Source organism: Micromonospora parva (assembly GCF_040649675.1).
Lineage (GTDB): Bacteria > Actinomycetota > Actinomycetes > Mycobacteriales > Micromonosporaceae > Micromonospora > Micromonospora parva.
The window spans coordinates 344,386-358,768 of record NZ_JBEZFX010000002.1 but is presented as its reverse complement, the minus strand read 5'-3'; the positions used below and the strand labels follow the sequence as shown (position 1 = coordinate 358,768).

The window sequence follows — 14,383 nt, the reverse complement described above, 5'->3', positions numbered from 1 at the left end:
CCCCCGAGCAGACTGCCCGGGGGTGTCGCCGTTCCCGTCACCGGCAGCCCAGGGCCTCGACGTACCCTGTCGGCGACGTCCCCGCCGCGACCTCGTCGGCGTACCTCCAGAACACCTCCGGCCAGTCACCGGCCTGATCCATGTCCCGCAGCACCCGCCAGCCGTGACTCCCCCGCAGCGCCTCAGCGGCCTGCCGTGCCGCCTCCTCATCCCCGCCCGCTGTCGCCCGCCGCCACTGCTCAATCCACCCGCAACCCACCCGGGACGTCACCCCCACGCTGAACTGGTACGAGTCGCTGACCCCGATCTCCTCCAGCGCGGCCATATCGAACCCCGGCGGCAACGGCACGTCGGCGAGCACCTTCGCCGCCCGCTCCCGCACCGGCACGACCATCTCCGCCGGAAGCACCGCCAACCACGTCCGCGCATCCACCCGAACGATGGCCGCGAGAACCCGGTCCAGGTCCTTCCGCGACCAGTTCTCGGAGGACTTGATCTCCACGACCAGGTCGTCGCGGGGACGCAACAGCACCGTGAAATCACCGCTGAGGCTCTGGAACACATCAGCCGGCCAACCGTCCACCCGCACCGACCTTCCCGGCCCCGTCTCGCGCTGATTGGCATACCGGTCCGCGTACACGGACGCCGGATACCAGTTCATCTCCAGTTCCCGCGCACCCCGGCGAAACCTGACAGTGCCATAGTCCTGGGAGAACTCGGACAGCGCCGCCACCGTCCAACCGGTCTGGTCGACCAGTAACCGCGGGCTCCTCTCCGCCGCCTCCACCGCCGACGGCGGAAAAACGGCCCCGGCTCGCGCACCCGCGCTGACGAGCGGCGAGACCGCGTCGTCCTCGCCCTGCCCCCGCAACACCATGGACGCCGGCACGATGCTCACGAGCACGGCCGCCGCCGTCATGACGCCCGCGAAGCGACGCACCCACAACCGCCGCGGCGCCGACCCGACGGTACGCCGAACCAACGACTCGGACACGATGTCCTCCAGAAGGGTCTGCTTCACCCCACCGAGGTCCCCCAACATCCCGAGCCCACCCGGGTCGGCATCCCGAACCAGCTGGTCGACACGCTCCTCCGTGCTCATCAGTCCTCCTTGCGGGTGGATGCGGTCAGTACGTCGAGTACATGTCCGGGCGGCCCCGGATCGTCGCCGACCAACGCCCGCAACCTCACCCGCGCCCGCGACAACCGGGTCCGGACCGCCGCGGCGGACACGCCCAGCACCGCGGCCACCTCATGCGGCTGCAGCCCCTCCCACACCGTCAGCATCAGCACCTCCCGGTCCATCTCGGCCAGACCCGACAGGGCCGCCCGAACGGCAAGCCGCTCCGGCACCTCACTGCCCGGATCGGTCACCGACGCGGCAATCTGCTGGCGTAACCGCTCACCGAGGCGCTGCCGGCGAACACCCCCACGGTGATGATTCGCCAGCACCCGCCGCGCGACCCCGTACAGCCACAGCCGGGCCGCACCGGCAACCGGAATGTCCTGCCGGCGACGCCACGCCACCAGGAAGGTCTCCGCGACCACGTCCGCCGCGTCCTCCGGATGCGCGACCCGCCGCAACGCGTACGCCAACAGCGACTCGAAATCCTCGGCGTACGCCCGCCGGAATCGGTCCTCGTCCTGCTCTGTCCCGGGGCTCACACCCACTCCATGTCCGGTGCGCCCCCAACCGTGACAGTCCACAGGCACTCCCCAGGAGAATCACCAACCCGCGAATGCCGTGCACCGCCTGCGGCTAGCGTCCACCACCATGGGACACCCGAGGACAGCGCCCGAAACGGGCACGGCCGACGGGGTCACGCTCGACGAAGTCTTTTTCGACGTCGTGTTCGTGCTCACCGTCACCCAACTTGCCAGCGCCCTCGAAACCCACAGCAACTGGGCTGGATTCGGAAGCAGCGCCCTGATCTTCGGCCTGCTCTGGTACCTCTACACCGGCTACGCCTGGCTCAACAACCACCTGCCACCCCGACGGAACGCCACCAGGCTGATGCTCTTCACCGGCATGGCCGGCTTCCTGCTCACCGCCGTCGCACTACCCGACGCCCTCACCCGCACCGGCGCTCTCTTCGCCGTCGGCTACCTCGTCGTCGTCGCCGTCCACCTCATCCTGTTCCTTCACTCCGACGCCCGCAGCGGCGCACTCCGACTCGCTCCCTACAACATCGCCGCCGCGCTCCTCGTCCTGGCCGCCGCCGCGTTCACCGGCCCCGCCGTGCCCGCACTCTGGGCCGCCGCCGTCTTCACCCAGTCCGTCCTGCCCTACCTGCTCCCCCGCCTCTCCTGGACCGGCGCTCCCGCAGCCTTCCACCTGCGACCGGCGCACTTCGTCGAGCGACACGGCCTGCTCGTCATCGTCGCCCTCGGCGAATCCGTCGTCGCCATCGGCATGGGCGTACCGACCGAAGATCTCACCGCCGGAAAGGCCGCCGCGATCGTGCTCGCCCTCGCCCTACCCGTCGCCCTGTGGTGGACGTACTTCACCGACACGCGACCCGCCGAAGCTGCCCTCGCCGCCGCCGCACCGGCCACTCGCACCCGGCTGGCAGCCCGCGCCTACGTCCTCCCCCACTTCCTGTTGCTGATCGGGGTCATCGCCACCGTCAGTGGCCTGCACGCCGCCGTCGCCCATCCCGATGAGCCAGCTACCCCCGGTGCCGCCCTCGCCCTCAGTGGTGGCGTCGCGCTCTACCTGATCGGCATCACCGCCACCCGCCGCGCCCTGCGACTCCCCCTCCCCCTCAGCCGACCCACCACCGCGCTAGCGGCGCTGGCAACCACCGCCGTCGGCCCTGCCCTGGCCGCCCCCGCCCAACTCGTCGCCGTCACCGGCGTCGTGGTGCTCATGCTCGTGACCGACACCCTGCGCGCCTAAATCGACGTCAGCGCACCGGTCAGGCCTCACCCAGTACCTCGGACAACGGCGCCGGCACCAGCCCTCGCTTGCGCAACCCGGCCAGGATGTGCGGCAACGCCTCGTCGGTCATCGCCGCGTTCGCCTCGGTCACATGCATGATCACCACGGATCCGGGGCGGACATGGTCCAGCACCGCGCGCACCAACGGCTTCCACGCGGTCGCGAACGGATCACCGCTGACCACGTCCCCGTCGACAACCGTCACACCCAACGGCGCCAACGCCTCCAACGCCGCCGCGTCGTGGCAGAGCCCTGGAAAGCGGAAGTAGCGGGTCTGCCGACCCCCGTACGGCTTGATCACCTCGAAGGTCTTCGCCACGTCCCGGGCCAGTTCGTCGACCGGCAGTGCGGGCAGGTCGTAGCAGTCAGTGGTGAACGCCGCGTGCCCGTAGGTGTGGTTGGCCAGTTCGAAGCGCGGGTTGTCGGCGATCCGCCGGGTCACGTCCGGATAGCGCCGCACCCACTTTCCGGTGAGGAAGAACGTCGCCGGCACCTGCTCCCGTTCCAGCAGGTCGAGGATGTGCAGGTTGGCGTACGACTTCACCCGACCGGCCCGCAGACTGGCAAGCATGGCGTCGGTCATGTCCGCGTCGAAGGTCAACGCGACCTTGTTACCGGTCCGCGGCCCGTTGTTCACCACCGGCGCCCTGGTGCCGGTCGGCGTCGCGCCCGGCACCGAGGCAACCGCCGACGGCGACGGGACACCGGCCGACGGAACAGCCGGGTCGGCACCTGCGGACGGCCCCACCGAAGAGGCAGCGACCGACGGCGCGGATGGGTTCGACGACGCGGACGAGCCGACGAAGACCGGCTGGCCCGAGGGAGGCACCCGGGACGCTTCACACCCGGCACCGCCAAGAATGGCCGCCACGACCAGTACGCCAGTTAACGGGCGAAGCCCAGATCGGATCACGCCGCAGATCATCGCAAACGCGAAAGCCGTTCACTGCCCCCTGCGGTTTCGTCGTGAACGCCCACAGCACGACGGGTCCCCGGGCGCATCGCCGCCCGGGGACCCGCGAACCGCTCAGGTCACTTCGTGAACGAGTCCTTCACGTTGCGACCCGCGTCCTTGACGTTCTGACCGGCCTGCTTGGCGCGCGCGTCGCTCTGCTGGTTGGCGCCCTCGCCACGCATCCGCTCGTTGTCGGTCATATCGCCGACGCGCTCCCTCGCGGCGCCGGCCATCTGCTCAACCTTGTTCTTTGCCTTCTCGGTGAAGCTCATCGCGCCTCCTCGGTCTGGCGGTTGTCCTGGCTCGTGTGCCCGGTCTCCGGGTGCTGAAACCGGTGGTGCCGGTCGGCACACCCCGTAAGGCGTCCTAGGAAGATAGGTTGTGGTGGGGTCGACTGTCGGGGCAGTCCCACGATGGTTAACTGGCCGCATGGGAGAGCTCCTGCTGATCCGGCACGGCGAGACCACCTGGAGCGCCAGCCACCGGCACACCTCGTACACCGACCTGGAGCTGACCCCCGACGGCGAGCGACAGGCCCGCACGCTGGCCGCGTTCCTGGCCGCCCGGCGCTTCGTCACCGTGCTGGCCAGCCCCCGCTCCCGGGCGCTGCGCACCGCGCAGCTGGCCGGGCTCACCGTCGACAGCGTCGACGAGGACCTCAGCGAGTGGAACTACGGCGAGTACGAGGGCCGCACCACCGTCGACATCCACGACGACGATCCGCACTGGAACATCTGGACCGACGGCTGCCCCGGCGGGGAGTCCCCCGCGCAGGTGGGCCAACGCCTCGACCGGGTGCTGGCCCGCGTCACCCCGCTGCTCGACCGGGGCACCGTCGCGCTGGTCGGGCACGCGCACAGCCTGCGGGTGCTCGGCGCCCGCTGGATCGGCATGCCACCGTCCGCCGGTGGGCGGCTACGCCTGGACACCGCCACGGTCAGCGCGCTCGGCCACGAACACGGCCGGCAGGTCATCCTGCGGTGGAACCAGCCGGCTCCTCCGGCGCCCGGGACCGCGACCGACTCGGTGCCGCAGCGTTGATCTTCGGCGGCCGGTTCTCGTACGGCGTGGACAACACCACGGTCGTGCGGGTGGTGACGTTCGCCGAGGTGCGGATCTCCTGCAGCACCCGCTCCAGGTCGGTGGGGCTGGCCACCCGCACCAGCAGCAGGTAGAAGTCCTCCCCCGCCACCGAGTAGCACGAATCGATCTCCGGCAGGTGGGCCAGCCGCTCCGGGGCGTCGTCCGGCTGCGACGGATCGAACGGCCGGATCGCCACGAACGCGGTCAGCGGCAGATCCAACGCCTCGAACGACACCCGGGCGGCGTACCCCTTGATCACTCCGCGCTGCTCCAGCCGGCGGACCCGCTGGTGCACCGCGGACACCGACAGCCCCACCCGCTCGGCCAGGTCGGTGTACGACAGACGGCCGTCGGCGGTCAGCGCGGCGACAATAGCGCGGTCGATCTCCTCCACGGCGTGCAACCTACCGGGAAAATCGTCGCACGGCGACGCGGTACCCGGGTGGCGGACCGCGACAGGCCGTGACGCACCCACCGCGACCGCGCCACTGGGCGCCGCCGTCAGCCCTTCGCGAGGGCCCGGGAGATCACCATCCGCTGGATCTGGTTGGTGCCCTCCACGATCTGCAACACCTTCGCCTCGCGCATGTACCGCTCCACCGGGTGGTCGGCCACGTACCCCGCGCCGCCGAGCACCTGCACCGCGTCGGTGGTCACCCGCATCGCCATGTCGGTGGCGAAGAGCTTCGCCTTGGCCGCCTCGATCGCGTACGGGCGGCCGGCGTCGCGCAGCCGGGCCGCCGCCAGGGTCAGCGCGCGGGCGGCGGAGATCTGGGTGGCCGCGTCGGCGAGGAGGAACCCCAGCCCCTGGAAGTCGATGATGGAGCGCCCGAACTGCTGCCGCTCCCGGGCGTAGGAGACCGCGTAGTCCAGGGCGGCCTGGGCCAGTCCGACCGCGCACGCCGCGATGCCCAGCCGACCGGAGTCCAGCGCGGACATCGCGATGGTGAAGCCCATCCCCTCGCCGCCGATCAGCCGGTCCGCCGGCACCCGGGCCTCGTCGAAGGCGATCTGCGCCACCGGAGAGGCGCGCAGCCCCATCGTCCGCTCCGCCGCCTGCGGGGTGATGCCCGCCGTGCCCGCGTCGACGACCAGGCAGGAGATCCCCTTCGGGCCGGGCCCGCCGGTGCGGCAGAAGACGTTGTAGAAGTCGGCCGTCCGGGCGTGGGTGATCCACGCCTTGGTGCCGGAGACCAGGTACGCGTCCCCGTCGCGCTCGGCCCGGGTGCTCAGCGCCGCCGCGTCCGAGCCACCCTGCGGCTCGGAGAGGCAGTACGCGCCCAGCAACTCGCCACCGAGCATGTCCGGCAGCAGCTTGCGCTGCTCGTCGCTGCCGAACGCCGCCACCGGATAGCAGGACAGGGTGTGCACGCTGACCGCCTCGGCGACCGCGAGCCAACGGCTGGCCAGGATCTCCAACACCTGCAGGTACACCTCGTACGGCTGCGCCGCGCCGCCGTACTCCTCCGGGTACGGCAGGCCGAGCAGCCCGGCGCGGCCCAGCGTCCGCAGCACCTCGCGGGGGAACTCGGCGCGTTCCTCGAAGGCCGCGGCCTTCGGCGCGAGCTCGCGGTCGGCGAGCTCGGTGGCGAGACCCAGCAGGTCGTGGGCCTCGTCGGTGGGCAGGATCCGGTCGACAGTCATAGCGCGATGAGCTCCGTGGGGGTGGTGTTGAGCCGTTGCACGCCGTCCGTTGTGCAGACGACGATGTCCTCGATACGGGCGCCGTGCCGGCCCGCCAGATAGATGCCCGGTTCGATGGAGAACGCCATCCCGGCCTCCAAGGGCCGGTCGTTGCCGTCCACCAGGTACGGCTCCTCGTGCCCGTCGAGCCCGATGCCGTGGCCGGTGCGGTGCAGGAAGGCGGGCCCGTAGCCGGCGGCGGCGATCGGCTCCCGGGCCGCCGCGTCGGCCGCCGCGCCGGTGATTCCGGGTCGCACCGCCTCGACAGCGGCGCGCTGGGCGTCGCGCAGCACCGCGTAGTAGTCCAGGAAGTCGGCCGGCGCCGGCCCACCCACCAGATAGGTGCGGGTGCAGTCCGAGCGGTAGCCCGACGGCATCGTGCCGCCGATGTCGACCACCACCGGCTCGCCGGCGCCGATCGGCCGGTCGGAGGTGCCGTGGTGCGGGCTGGCCCCGTTCGGCCCGGCCGCCACGATGACGAAGTCGACGCTGACGTGCCCGGCGGCGCGGATCGCCGCGGCGATGTCGGTGCCGACCTCGGCCTCGGTGCGCCCGGGGCGCAGCCACTCGCCCATCCGCAGGTGCACCTCGTCGATCGCCGCGCCGGCCTCGGCGAGCGCCGCGATCTCCGCCGGGGACTTGCGGATCCGCAGCTCACGCAGCACCTCCCCGGCGAGGCGTTGCGCGGCGTCGGGCAGCGCCGCGCGCAGGCCGAGGACCTGCTCGGCCCACATCCGGTCGGCGAGCCCGACCGCCGCGACCGGGCCGTCGAGGGCGGCCACGACCAGGGGGTACGGGTCGCTGCCGTCGACGTGGTCGACGATGCGCACCCCGGTGTTCGGGGCCGCCTCCGCCGCGGGGCGTTCCAGCCTCGGCACGATCAGGGTCGGCTCGCCCTCGGCGGGCAGTACCAGGCAGGTCAGCCGCTCCCCCGCGTGGGCGTCGTACCCGGTCAGGTACCGCAGGTCGGAACCGGGGGTGAGCAGCAGGGCGTCCAGACCGGCGGCGGCCGTGGCGCGCTGCGCGGCGATCAGCCGATCGGGCGGATACAGCTCGTCGATTCCCACCCCGTCAGCTTAACGGTCGTTTGGGCAAACTCCCTATCGGCACCGCTCGGCCGGAAATCCATCGATGTTGATTGACTCGGACAGTTAACACTCTTTAAGATTTGGCTGCCTCGAGGCCCACCCGTACCTGCGTCCCGCACTCCCCGCCCGCGTCACCCCGCGCGGGCGGGTGTCGTCCCCCGCCCACGGGAAGGCCCCCGATGTCCTCACCACTACGCCGCGCCCTCGCCGCCGGCCTCCTCGCGCTGGCCACGGCCGGTGCCACCCTCACCGTCACCTCCACCGCCGCGCAGGCCGTGGTGCTGCCGAACAACTTCAAGAGCGTCGGCTACATGCCCTCCTGGGCCGGCAACGTCAACACCATCCAGTACAACAAGCTCACCCACATCAACTACGCGTTCGTGCTGCCCAACAACGACGGCAGCCTGCGCGCGGTGGAAAACCCGAGCAAACTCTCCTCGCTGGTCTCCCAGGCACACGCCAACAACGTCAAGGTGTCCATCGCGGTCGGCGGCTGGAACGACGGCAACGACTCGGCCTTCGAGGCCCTCGCGGCCAACTCCGGCAGCCGGACCACCTTCGTCAACAACCTGGTCAACTTCGTCAACCAGTACAACCTCGACGGCGTCGACATGGACTGGGAATACCCCGACCCGGGCGCCTCGGCGAACAACTACACGGCGCTCATGACGCAGCTCGGCACCGCCATGCACAGTCGCGGCAAGCTGCTCACCGCCGCCGTGGTCTCCGAGGGTTACTCCGTCGACGGCGTGCAGCCGGCCGTGTTCAACCAGGTCGACTGGCTCAACATCATGGCGTACGACGGCGGCAGCCCGCACTCGAACTACGACTGGTCGATCAACAGCGTCAACCTGTGGAAGGCCCGCGGCCTGCCGGCCAGCAAGGCCGTCCTCGGCATCCCGTTCTACAGCCGTCCCGGCTACTACACCTACTCGGCGCTGGTCGCGCTGGACCCGGCGAACGCCAACCGGGACTGCACCACCGCCGGCGGGGCCCAGCAGTGCTACAACGGTGTCCCGACGGTCAAGCGCAAGACGCAGTGGGCCCTCGCAAACGCCGGCGGCGTGATGAACTGGGAGCTGTCGCAGGACACCACCGGCTCGACCTCACTGGTCAGCGCCATGTACGACACGATCATGGGCGGCACCACCCCGCCGCCGACCGGTCGTACCGGCCGGATCACCGGGATCGGCGGCAAGTGCGTCGACGTGGCCTCGGCCAGCACCGCCAACGGCGCCGCCATCCAGCTCTGGACCTGCAACGGCACCAACGCGCAGACCTGGACCGTGGCCAGCGACAGCACGCTGCGCGCCCTCGGCAAGTGCGCCGACATCGCCAGCGGCTCCACCGCCAACGGCGCGAAGGTCCAACTCTGGGACTGCAACGGTAGCGGCGCGCAGGTCTGGCAGGCGCAGTCCAACGGGACGCTGCGCAACCCGCAGTCGAACAAGTGCCTCGACGCCACCGACAACAGCTCCGCCGACGGCACCCGGCTGCAGATCTGGGACTGCTTCGCCGGCGCCAACCAACGCTGGACGCTCCCGGCCTGACGCCACGCCCGCAGGCTGTTGCCCCGGGGCTCCCGATCGACGCCACCGCGTCAGTCGGGGGCCCCGGCGAGCTCACGGACCACTGTCAGCATCTCCTGCACCGAGCCGGCCGGGTCGGTGACCGGGAACTGCACCGCCCGCACCACCGCCGTCGGGTCGACCAGCAACGTCAGTCGCTTGAACCGGTTCACCCCGCCCGCCCGGAACACCGGCAGCAGCAGCCCCGCCGCCAGCCGACCATCCTCATCGGACAGCAGGGGAAACGGCAGCTCGGCGTACGCGGCGAAGGCGGCGAGCTGGTCGGGCCGCTGGGTGCTGACGCCGTACACCCGGACACCGGCGGCCTGGAAGTCCGGGTGACGCCTGGCGTAGGTGGTCGACTCCAGCGTGCACCCCCGGGCACCGGGAATCTCCGCCCAGCCGAGCGGGTAGCCGTGCGTCCCCGGCGCGTACGCCCCCGGGAACAGGTAGAGGACGCTCCACGCGTCCGTCGCGGCCAGCGCGACCGGCTGCCCGTCGGCGGCAGGCAGGACGATCTCGGGCAGCCGCCGGCCGACCAGATCATGTGCCCGGCGCGCCTCGGCCGAGCCGGCGTCGGCGGTAGCGGTCAGATCACCGTCACCCATGAGATACCTCGTCCCCCAGTCCTGCATGGCGATCAGCACCGGCAACAGGCCCTCGCCCCGCGCGGTGAGCAGATAGTCGTAGCGGGGCGGGTGGTCCGAATACGGTCTGCGTTCCAGCACACCGTGCTCGACCAGCGCGGCGAGGCGTTCGGTCAGCGCCCGCCGGCTGACGCCCAACTCCCGTTGGAGCCCGTCGAAGCGGGTCGTGCCACCGGCGACGTCGCGAACGATGAGGAAGGTCCACCAGTCCCCCAGCACGCCCAGCGCCTGCGCGATGCCGCAGTCCGCATCGGCAAGATCCTCCCGCCGCACCGTCCACCTCCATTGGTTCCGCCTCGACTATAGTCCGTTCCGGATTGGAACGGACTGGGCGGCGACGGCCGGGTGCCGGCACGCCCCCGCGCGTCGGTTTCCCTCATCGAACGCCACCGCGACCCCTAGCCTGGAAGCGGGGAGCCGCCCGGACTCCCCGACCGGGAGGACCGACATGGCAGCGAACCAGGCGAGCCAGGCCGCGACACGCCGCCGCCGCCAACTCTGGGCCGGCGTCCTCGCCCTCGTCGGCCTGGTCCTGCTGATCATCGGCCTCACCGTCGCCGACGGCGTCGCCGCCTGGGTCGAGGTGGTGGTCGCGATCCTGCTGCTGGTGACCAGCTACATCGTGCAGCACCTGGCCCGCCGCGAGACCGTCTACCAGCCCGACGAGCGCCGCTGACCCCACCGACGGCCGGGCGTACCCCCGATCGTCAGAGGGTTGTGCCAGGCTGTCCGGCGTGGCACACCGACCCCCGATCCTGCTGATCGACGCAGCCAGCCTCTACTTCCGGGCCTACTTCGGCATTCCGGAGTCCGCCGCCAAGGCCGAGGACGGCACCCCGGTCAACGCGGTACGCGGCTTCCTCGACATGCTCGCCACCCTGATCCGGGTGCGCGGCGCCGACCGGATGGTCTGCGCCCTGGACCACGACTGGCGCCCGGCGTGGCGCGTCGACCTGCTGCCGTCGTACAAGGCGCACCGGGTCGCCCCGCAGGGCGGCGAGATCGTTCCGGACACCCTCTCCCCGCAGGTCCCGATGATCCTGGAGGTCCTCGCCGCGGTGGGCATCACCGCGGTCGGCGCCACCGGCTACGAGGCCGACGACGTGCTCGGCACCCTCTCGGTGACCCAACCCGGCCCGGTCGAGGTGGTCTCCGGAGACCGGGACCTGTTCCAGCTCGTCGACGACGCCCGAGAGGTCCGGCTGCTCTACGTCGGGCGCGGCGTGGCCAAACTCGACGACTGCGACGACGCCGCGGTGCGGGCCCGCTACGGCGTACCGGCCGACCGGTACGCCGACTTCGCCGCGCTGCGCGGCGACCCGAGCGACGGGCTGCCCGGAGTGGCCGGCGTCGGCGAGAAGACCGCCGCCCGACTGATCGAGCGCTACGGCAGCATCGCCGGCATCCTGGCCGCGCTCGACGACTCCGACTCGTCCTTCGCGCCCGGCCTGCGCGCCAAGCTGGTCGCGGCACGCGACTACCTGGGCGTCGCGCCGACAGTGGTCCGGGTCGCACTGGACGTGCCACTGCCGCAACTGCCCACCGCACTGCCGACCGCGCCGGCCGACCCGGACCGGCTGCTCGAACTCGCCCAACGATGGAACCTGGCCGGCTCGGCCCGCCGCCTGGTCGACGCCCTCGCCGCCCCCCGCGGCGGCGAGAAGCCGTCGACATCCCCGCAGGCGGGCTAGCCGCCCGACACAACCCGGTCGGGGGACGGGCGGGCGAACGCGCGCCAGTGCCCTCACCCGCTCGTTACCGTCCGTTGAGGCGGACCCACAGGTCCATCGAGTCGAGCGGTTCCGCAGGAGAATCCCGTGCACCTCCCCGCGCCGGAACCCGGGTCACCACGGGCCAGCGGTCCACCGGTGCGCGACCCGGAGGGCCCGCGCCGGGTCACCCTCCTCGAACTCTTCTTCGACCTGGTGTACGTGGTCGCGCTCGCGCTCATCTCGCGGGGACTGGTCGACCAGCTCGACTGGCACCGCGCCGCCGAGGCGCTGATCATGTTGGCCGCCGTCTGGTGGACCTGGGCGATCACCACGCTCGTCACCGACATGTACAACCCCGAACGCACCGCGATCAAGCTACTGATCAGCGCCGTGATGTTCGGCGCGCTGCTGATGACCACGGCGATCCCGGAGGCGTTCAACAATCGAGGGATCGTCTTCGCCGGCACGTACGTGGCGATCCACCTGGGGCGTGGACTGTTCCTGATGCCAGCGGTACGCCGCGAACCACAGACCCAACGGCGGGCGGCCCGCATCTTCCTGTGGTTCGTGGTGTCGGCGATCCCGTGGCTCATCGGCGCATTCGTCAGCGAGGACGCCCGGATCGCCTGCTGGGCCACCGCGCTCGCCATCGACTACCTCGGCTTCCGGCTCGCGTACCCGGTGCCGGGGCTGGGAGTGGTCCCGGAGCAGCAACGCAACGTCACCGCGGAACATCTCTCCGAGCGCTACCAGCAGTTCTTCATCATCGCGCTCGGCGACGCCATCCTGACCATCGGCACCATGTCCAGCATGGAGCACACCGAGGCCGAGAACATCGGCGCGTTCGCTGTGGCGTTCCTGACCACGCTGCTGCTCTGGCGGATCTACGTGCACAAGTCCGGCGAACTGCTGCCGACCGCCATCCAGACGGCCCGCTCCCCCAGCAAGTTCCTGTTCAGCGCGCCGTACACCCATCTGTTGATGATCGCCGGGGTGGTCACCACGGCATCCGGCTTCCACCTGGTGCTGCACGACCCGACCGGGCGGACGCCGCCGGCCTGGCTCGCGGTGATCCTCGGCGGCCCGGCGCTCTTCCTGGCCGGCCGGGCCTGTTTCGAGTACGAGGTGTTCAGCCGGGTGTCCTGGTCCCGGCCCGGTGGGGTGCTGGCGCTGCTGACCATCGCGCCCGCCCTGCTGTACCTGCCGCCGGCCTGCGCGTCCCTCGGCGGGCTGCTGGTGCTGGCCGGCGTGGCCTACGCGGACTTCCGGCGCAGTCACGGCAAGCCACCGGAGGCCCCGTCACCGCCGCACTGAAGCCGGCCGGGCCGCGGGCATCGCCGGCAACGGCTCAGACCAGCGCCCCGGCGTACCCCCGGACCTGCAACCGTTGCCGGGCGGTGCCCGCCAGGCGCACCTGCAGGCCCAGCGGCGCGGCGGCGCGGCGGACGTCGTCCAGGTGCAGCGACCCGTGCCGGTCCACCGTGAGCACCGGCGGTTCTTCGAGGTCACCCTCCGGCGCGTGGAACGAGAGCAGGGTGACCGAGGTGGTGAGGTAACCCGGGTACGCGGCGCGGGCGGCGGCCTCGTCCCGGTGCACAAGCACCACCAGATCGTCGAGGTGGGCGAAGTCGGCGGCCAGGGCGCCCGCCTTCCAGTGCGCCGGTTCCTCAGCCGCGCCGGTCAGGTGCCGCGACCGGTTCGCCGAGGTGATGTAGAGGTGATCCGTGCCGGTCTCGGCGAGCGCCCGCTCGAAGAGGGCGTTGGACGGGCAGGTCAGCCCCGGTGCGATCACCTGGGTGGTCCGCATCCCCTGGTCGACCTGGGTGAGGTGGTCGGGGAGCCGGTCGGCGGCCGGCCCGCGGAAGCCGAACGGTCCGGCCCCGTAGAGGGCGTCCATCAGCGCGCGCACCCGACCGACCGGCAGCCGGGGCGAGATCCGCGTCCAGTCGAACATCCCCGGGATCCGGCCGATCGCTGTGGTGATGCTGCCGACCTGGTGGGCCGGTCGACCCTTGGCCAGGTTGACCCGGCGCACGGTGGCCGCGTCCGGGCGGGCGACGATGACGTAGAAGTTGGCGAACGCCGCCGCGACGATCGCGCCGCCGGCGAGCGCGCGGGCCGCGACCGCGACGTCCTCGGGGCGGTCGATGTACAGGGGCGGTGTCGGGGCGTCCATGAGTCCTCCTCGGCGGGGCCGTGAGGCAGTTCTACGTCCACTCAGCCCGATCACGGCGAGGTCGGTCGTCGATCCGATAGCCGACAGGCGCTACCCGGTGCGGGCGGCGGATGCCCGGGCGGTACGCATCGGCGGACGGCATCGGCCGGACGGAGGATCCGCCGCAGGCGGCCTTAGCACGCAACAGTTAGCGGCGCGACCCGATTGGGTACAACCGCTGCACCTCAGATCCACCACATACCTCAGGAGGCAGCGATGCGCGGCACCTCGATTCTCGGAGTCATCGTCGTGATCTGGTTGGTGATCGGCGCCATCGCCGCTGGCCAGCGCGGCTACTACAGCGGTGACGACACCAACTGCGCCGAGGCCGGCACCATCCTGGTCACGATCGTGGCCGGGCCGCTGAACTACATCGGCGCCAACCCGAAGGTCGACTGCAAGCTGCCCGAGCCTTCCAAGTAGGCAACAGACGTAGACCGGCCCGTGCCCCCCGGCGGTGGGGCGCGGGCCGGTGCAGTTTTCGGCGAGGT

16 protein-coding genes are annotated in these 14,383 nt (G+C 71.4%); 7 read left to right on the top strand and 9 right to left on the bottom strand.

Annotated elements, in window-relative coordinates; genetic code table 11:
• Positions 1 to 37: 37 nt before the first annotated feature.
• Together AB0C03_RS06840 and AB0C03_RS06835 are read right to left on the bottom strand one after the other, a co-directional pair.
• Positions 38 to 1,102, bottom strand: coding sequence for a hypothetical protein (locus AB0C03_RS06840; protein ID WP_357635079.1), 1,065 nt, complete (start codon positions 1,100 to 1,102; stop codon positions 38 to 40).
• Positions 1,102 to 1,665: an RNA polymerase sigma factor gene (locus AB0C03_RS06835; RefSeq protein ID WP_036410537.1), complete on the bottom strand. Its 564-nt coding sequence runs from the start codon at positions 1,663 to 1,665 to the stop codon at positions 1,102 to 1,104. Before AB0C03_RS06835 ends, AB0C03_RS06840 begins: the two co-directional genes overlap by 1 nt.
• A gap of 109 nt (positions 1,666 to 1,774) precedes the next feature.
• Here AB0C03_RS06835 and AB0C03_RS06830 point away from each other — a divergent pair, with 109 nt between their 5' ends.
• Positions 1,775 to 2,899, top strand: a complete 1,125-nt coding sequence (locus AB0C03_RS06830) for a low temperature requirement protein A (RefSeq protein ID WP_357635074.1) — start codon at positions 1,775 to 1,777, stop codon at positions 2,897 to 2,899.
• 19 nt (positions 2,900 to 2,918) lie between these two features.
• Here the strand turns inward: AB0C03_RS06830 and AB0C03_RS06825 are convergent, their stop codons facing one another.
• Positions 2,919 to 3,617, bottom strand: coding sequence for a polysaccharide deacetylase family protein (locus AB0C03_RS06825; protein ID WP_245233476.1), 699 nt, complete (start codon positions 3,615 to 3,617; stop codon positions 2,919 to 2,921).
• A 356-nt stretch (positions 3,618 to 3,973) separates the two neighbouring features.
• The gene (locus AB0C03_RS06820) at positions 3,974 to 4,168 is read right to left on the bottom strand and encodes a CsbD family protein (protein ID WP_357635070.1); all 195 of its coding nucleotides are present in this window, start codon (positions 4,166 to 4,168) and stop codon (positions 3,974 to 3,976) included.
• A gap of 157 nt (positions 4,169 to 4,325) precedes the next feature.
• Here AB0C03_RS06820 and AB0C03_RS06815 point away from each other — a divergent pair, with 157 nt between their 5' ends.
• Positions 4,326 to 4,937 carry a histidine phosphatase family protein gene (locus tag AB0C03_RS06815; RefSeq protein ID WP_210866115.1) on the top strand — a complete coding sequence of 204 codons (612 nt, stop codon included), beginning with the start codon at positions 4,326 to 4,328 and terminating at the stop codon, positions 4,935 to 4,937.
• Here AB0C03_RS06815 and AB0C03_RS06810 read toward each other — a convergent pair.
• From AB0C03_RS06810 to AB0C03_RS06800, 3 genes are all read right to left on the bottom strand, one after another.
• Positions 4,867 to 5,373 carry an Lrp/AsnC family transcriptional regulator gene (locus tag AB0C03_RS06810; protein WP_357635067.1) on the bottom strand — a complete coding sequence of 169 codons (507 nt, stop codon included), beginning with the start codon at positions 5,371 to 5,373 and terminating at the stop codon, positions 4,867 to 4,869. The genes AB0C03_RS06815 and AB0C03_RS06810 overlap by 71 nt on opposite strands.
• A gap of 107 nt (positions 5,374 to 5,480) precedes the next feature.
• Positions 5,481 to 6,623 (bottom strand): acyl-CoA dehydrogenase family protein, encoded by a 1,143-nt coding sequence (locus AB0C03_RS06805; protein WP_357635064.1) that lies wholly within the window; start codon positions 6,621 to 6,623, stop codon positions 5,481 to 5,483.
• Positions 6,620 to 7,729 carry a M24 family metallopeptidase gene (locus AB0C03_RS06800; protein WP_030327584.1) on the bottom strand — a complete coding sequence of 370 codons (1,110 nt, stop codon included), beginning with the start codon at positions 7,727 to 7,729 and terminating at the stop codon, positions 6,620 to 6,622. The genes AB0C03_RS06805 and AB0C03_RS06800 overlap by 4 nt, the downstream gene beginning before the upstream one ends.
• A 200-nt stretch (positions 7,730 to 7,929) precedes the next feature.
• On the opposite strand from AB0C03_RS06800, the gene AB0C03_RS06795 reads away from it, so the two are divergent.
• Positions 7,930 to 9,300 carry a glycosyl hydrolase family 18 protein gene (locus tag AB0C03_RS06795; RefSeq protein ID WP_030327583.1) on the top strand — a complete coding sequence of 457 codons (1,371 nt, stop codon included), beginning with the start codon at positions 7,930 to 7,932 and terminating at the stop codon, positions 9,298 to 9,300.
• Positions 9,301 to 9,350: 50 nt separating this feature from the next.
• On the opposite strand, the gene AB0C03_RS06790 is transcribed toward AB0C03_RS06795, so the two are convergent.
• Positions 9,351 to 10,238, bottom strand: a complete 888-nt coding sequence (locus AB0C03_RS06790; RefSeq protein ID WP_357635059.1) for a winged helix-turn-helix transcriptional regulator — start codon at positions 10,236 to 10,238, stop codon at positions 9,351 to 9,353.
• Between the two features lie 175 nt (positions 10,239 to 10,413).
• Between AB0C03_RS06790 and AB0C03_RS06785 the strand changes: the two genes are divergently transcribed.
• From AB0C03_RS06785 to AB0C03_RS06775, 3 genes are all read left to right on the top strand, one after another.
• Entirely contained in the window at positions 10,414 to 10,641 is a 228-nt protein-coding gene (locus AB0C03_RS06785) for a hypothetical protein (RefSeq protein ID WP_030327581.1), read from the top strand.
• Between the two features lie 58 nt (positions 10,642 to 10,699).
• Positions 10,700 to 11,656: a 5'-3' exonuclease gene (locus tag AB0C03_RS06780; protein ID WP_210866111.1), complete on the top strand. Its 957-nt coding sequence runs from the start codon at positions 10,700 to 10,702 to the stop codon at positions 11,654 to 11,656.
• 177 nt (positions 11,657 to 11,833) lie between these two features.
• On the top strand, positions 11,834 to 12,991 hold the full coding sequence (locus AB0C03_RS06775) for a low temperature requirement protein A (protein WP_357635054.1): 1,158 nt from the start codon (positions 11,834 to 11,836) through the stop codon (positions 12,989 to 12,991).
• A 34-nt stretch (positions 12,992 to 13,025) separates the two neighbouring features.
• Here AB0C03_RS06775 and AB0C03_RS06770 read toward each other — a convergent pair whose 3' ends face one another.
• Positions 13,026 to 13,853 (bottom strand): hypothetical protein, encoded by an 828-nt coding sequence (locus AB0C03_RS06770; RefSeq protein WP_030327577.1) that lies wholly within the window; start codon positions 13,851 to 13,853, stop codon positions 13,026 to 13,028.
• A gap of 255 nt (positions 13,854 to 14,108) precedes the next feature.
• Here AB0C03_RS06770 and AB0C03_RS06765 point away from each other — a divergent pair, with 255 nt between their 5' ends.
• Positions 14,109 to 14,315: a hypothetical protein gene (locus AB0C03_RS06765; RefSeq protein WP_030327576.1), complete on the top strand. Its 207-nt coding sequence runs from the start codon at positions 14,109 to 14,111 to the stop codon at positions 14,313 to 14,315.
• The last annotated feature ends 68 nt before the right edge of the window (positions 14,316 to 14,383 follow it).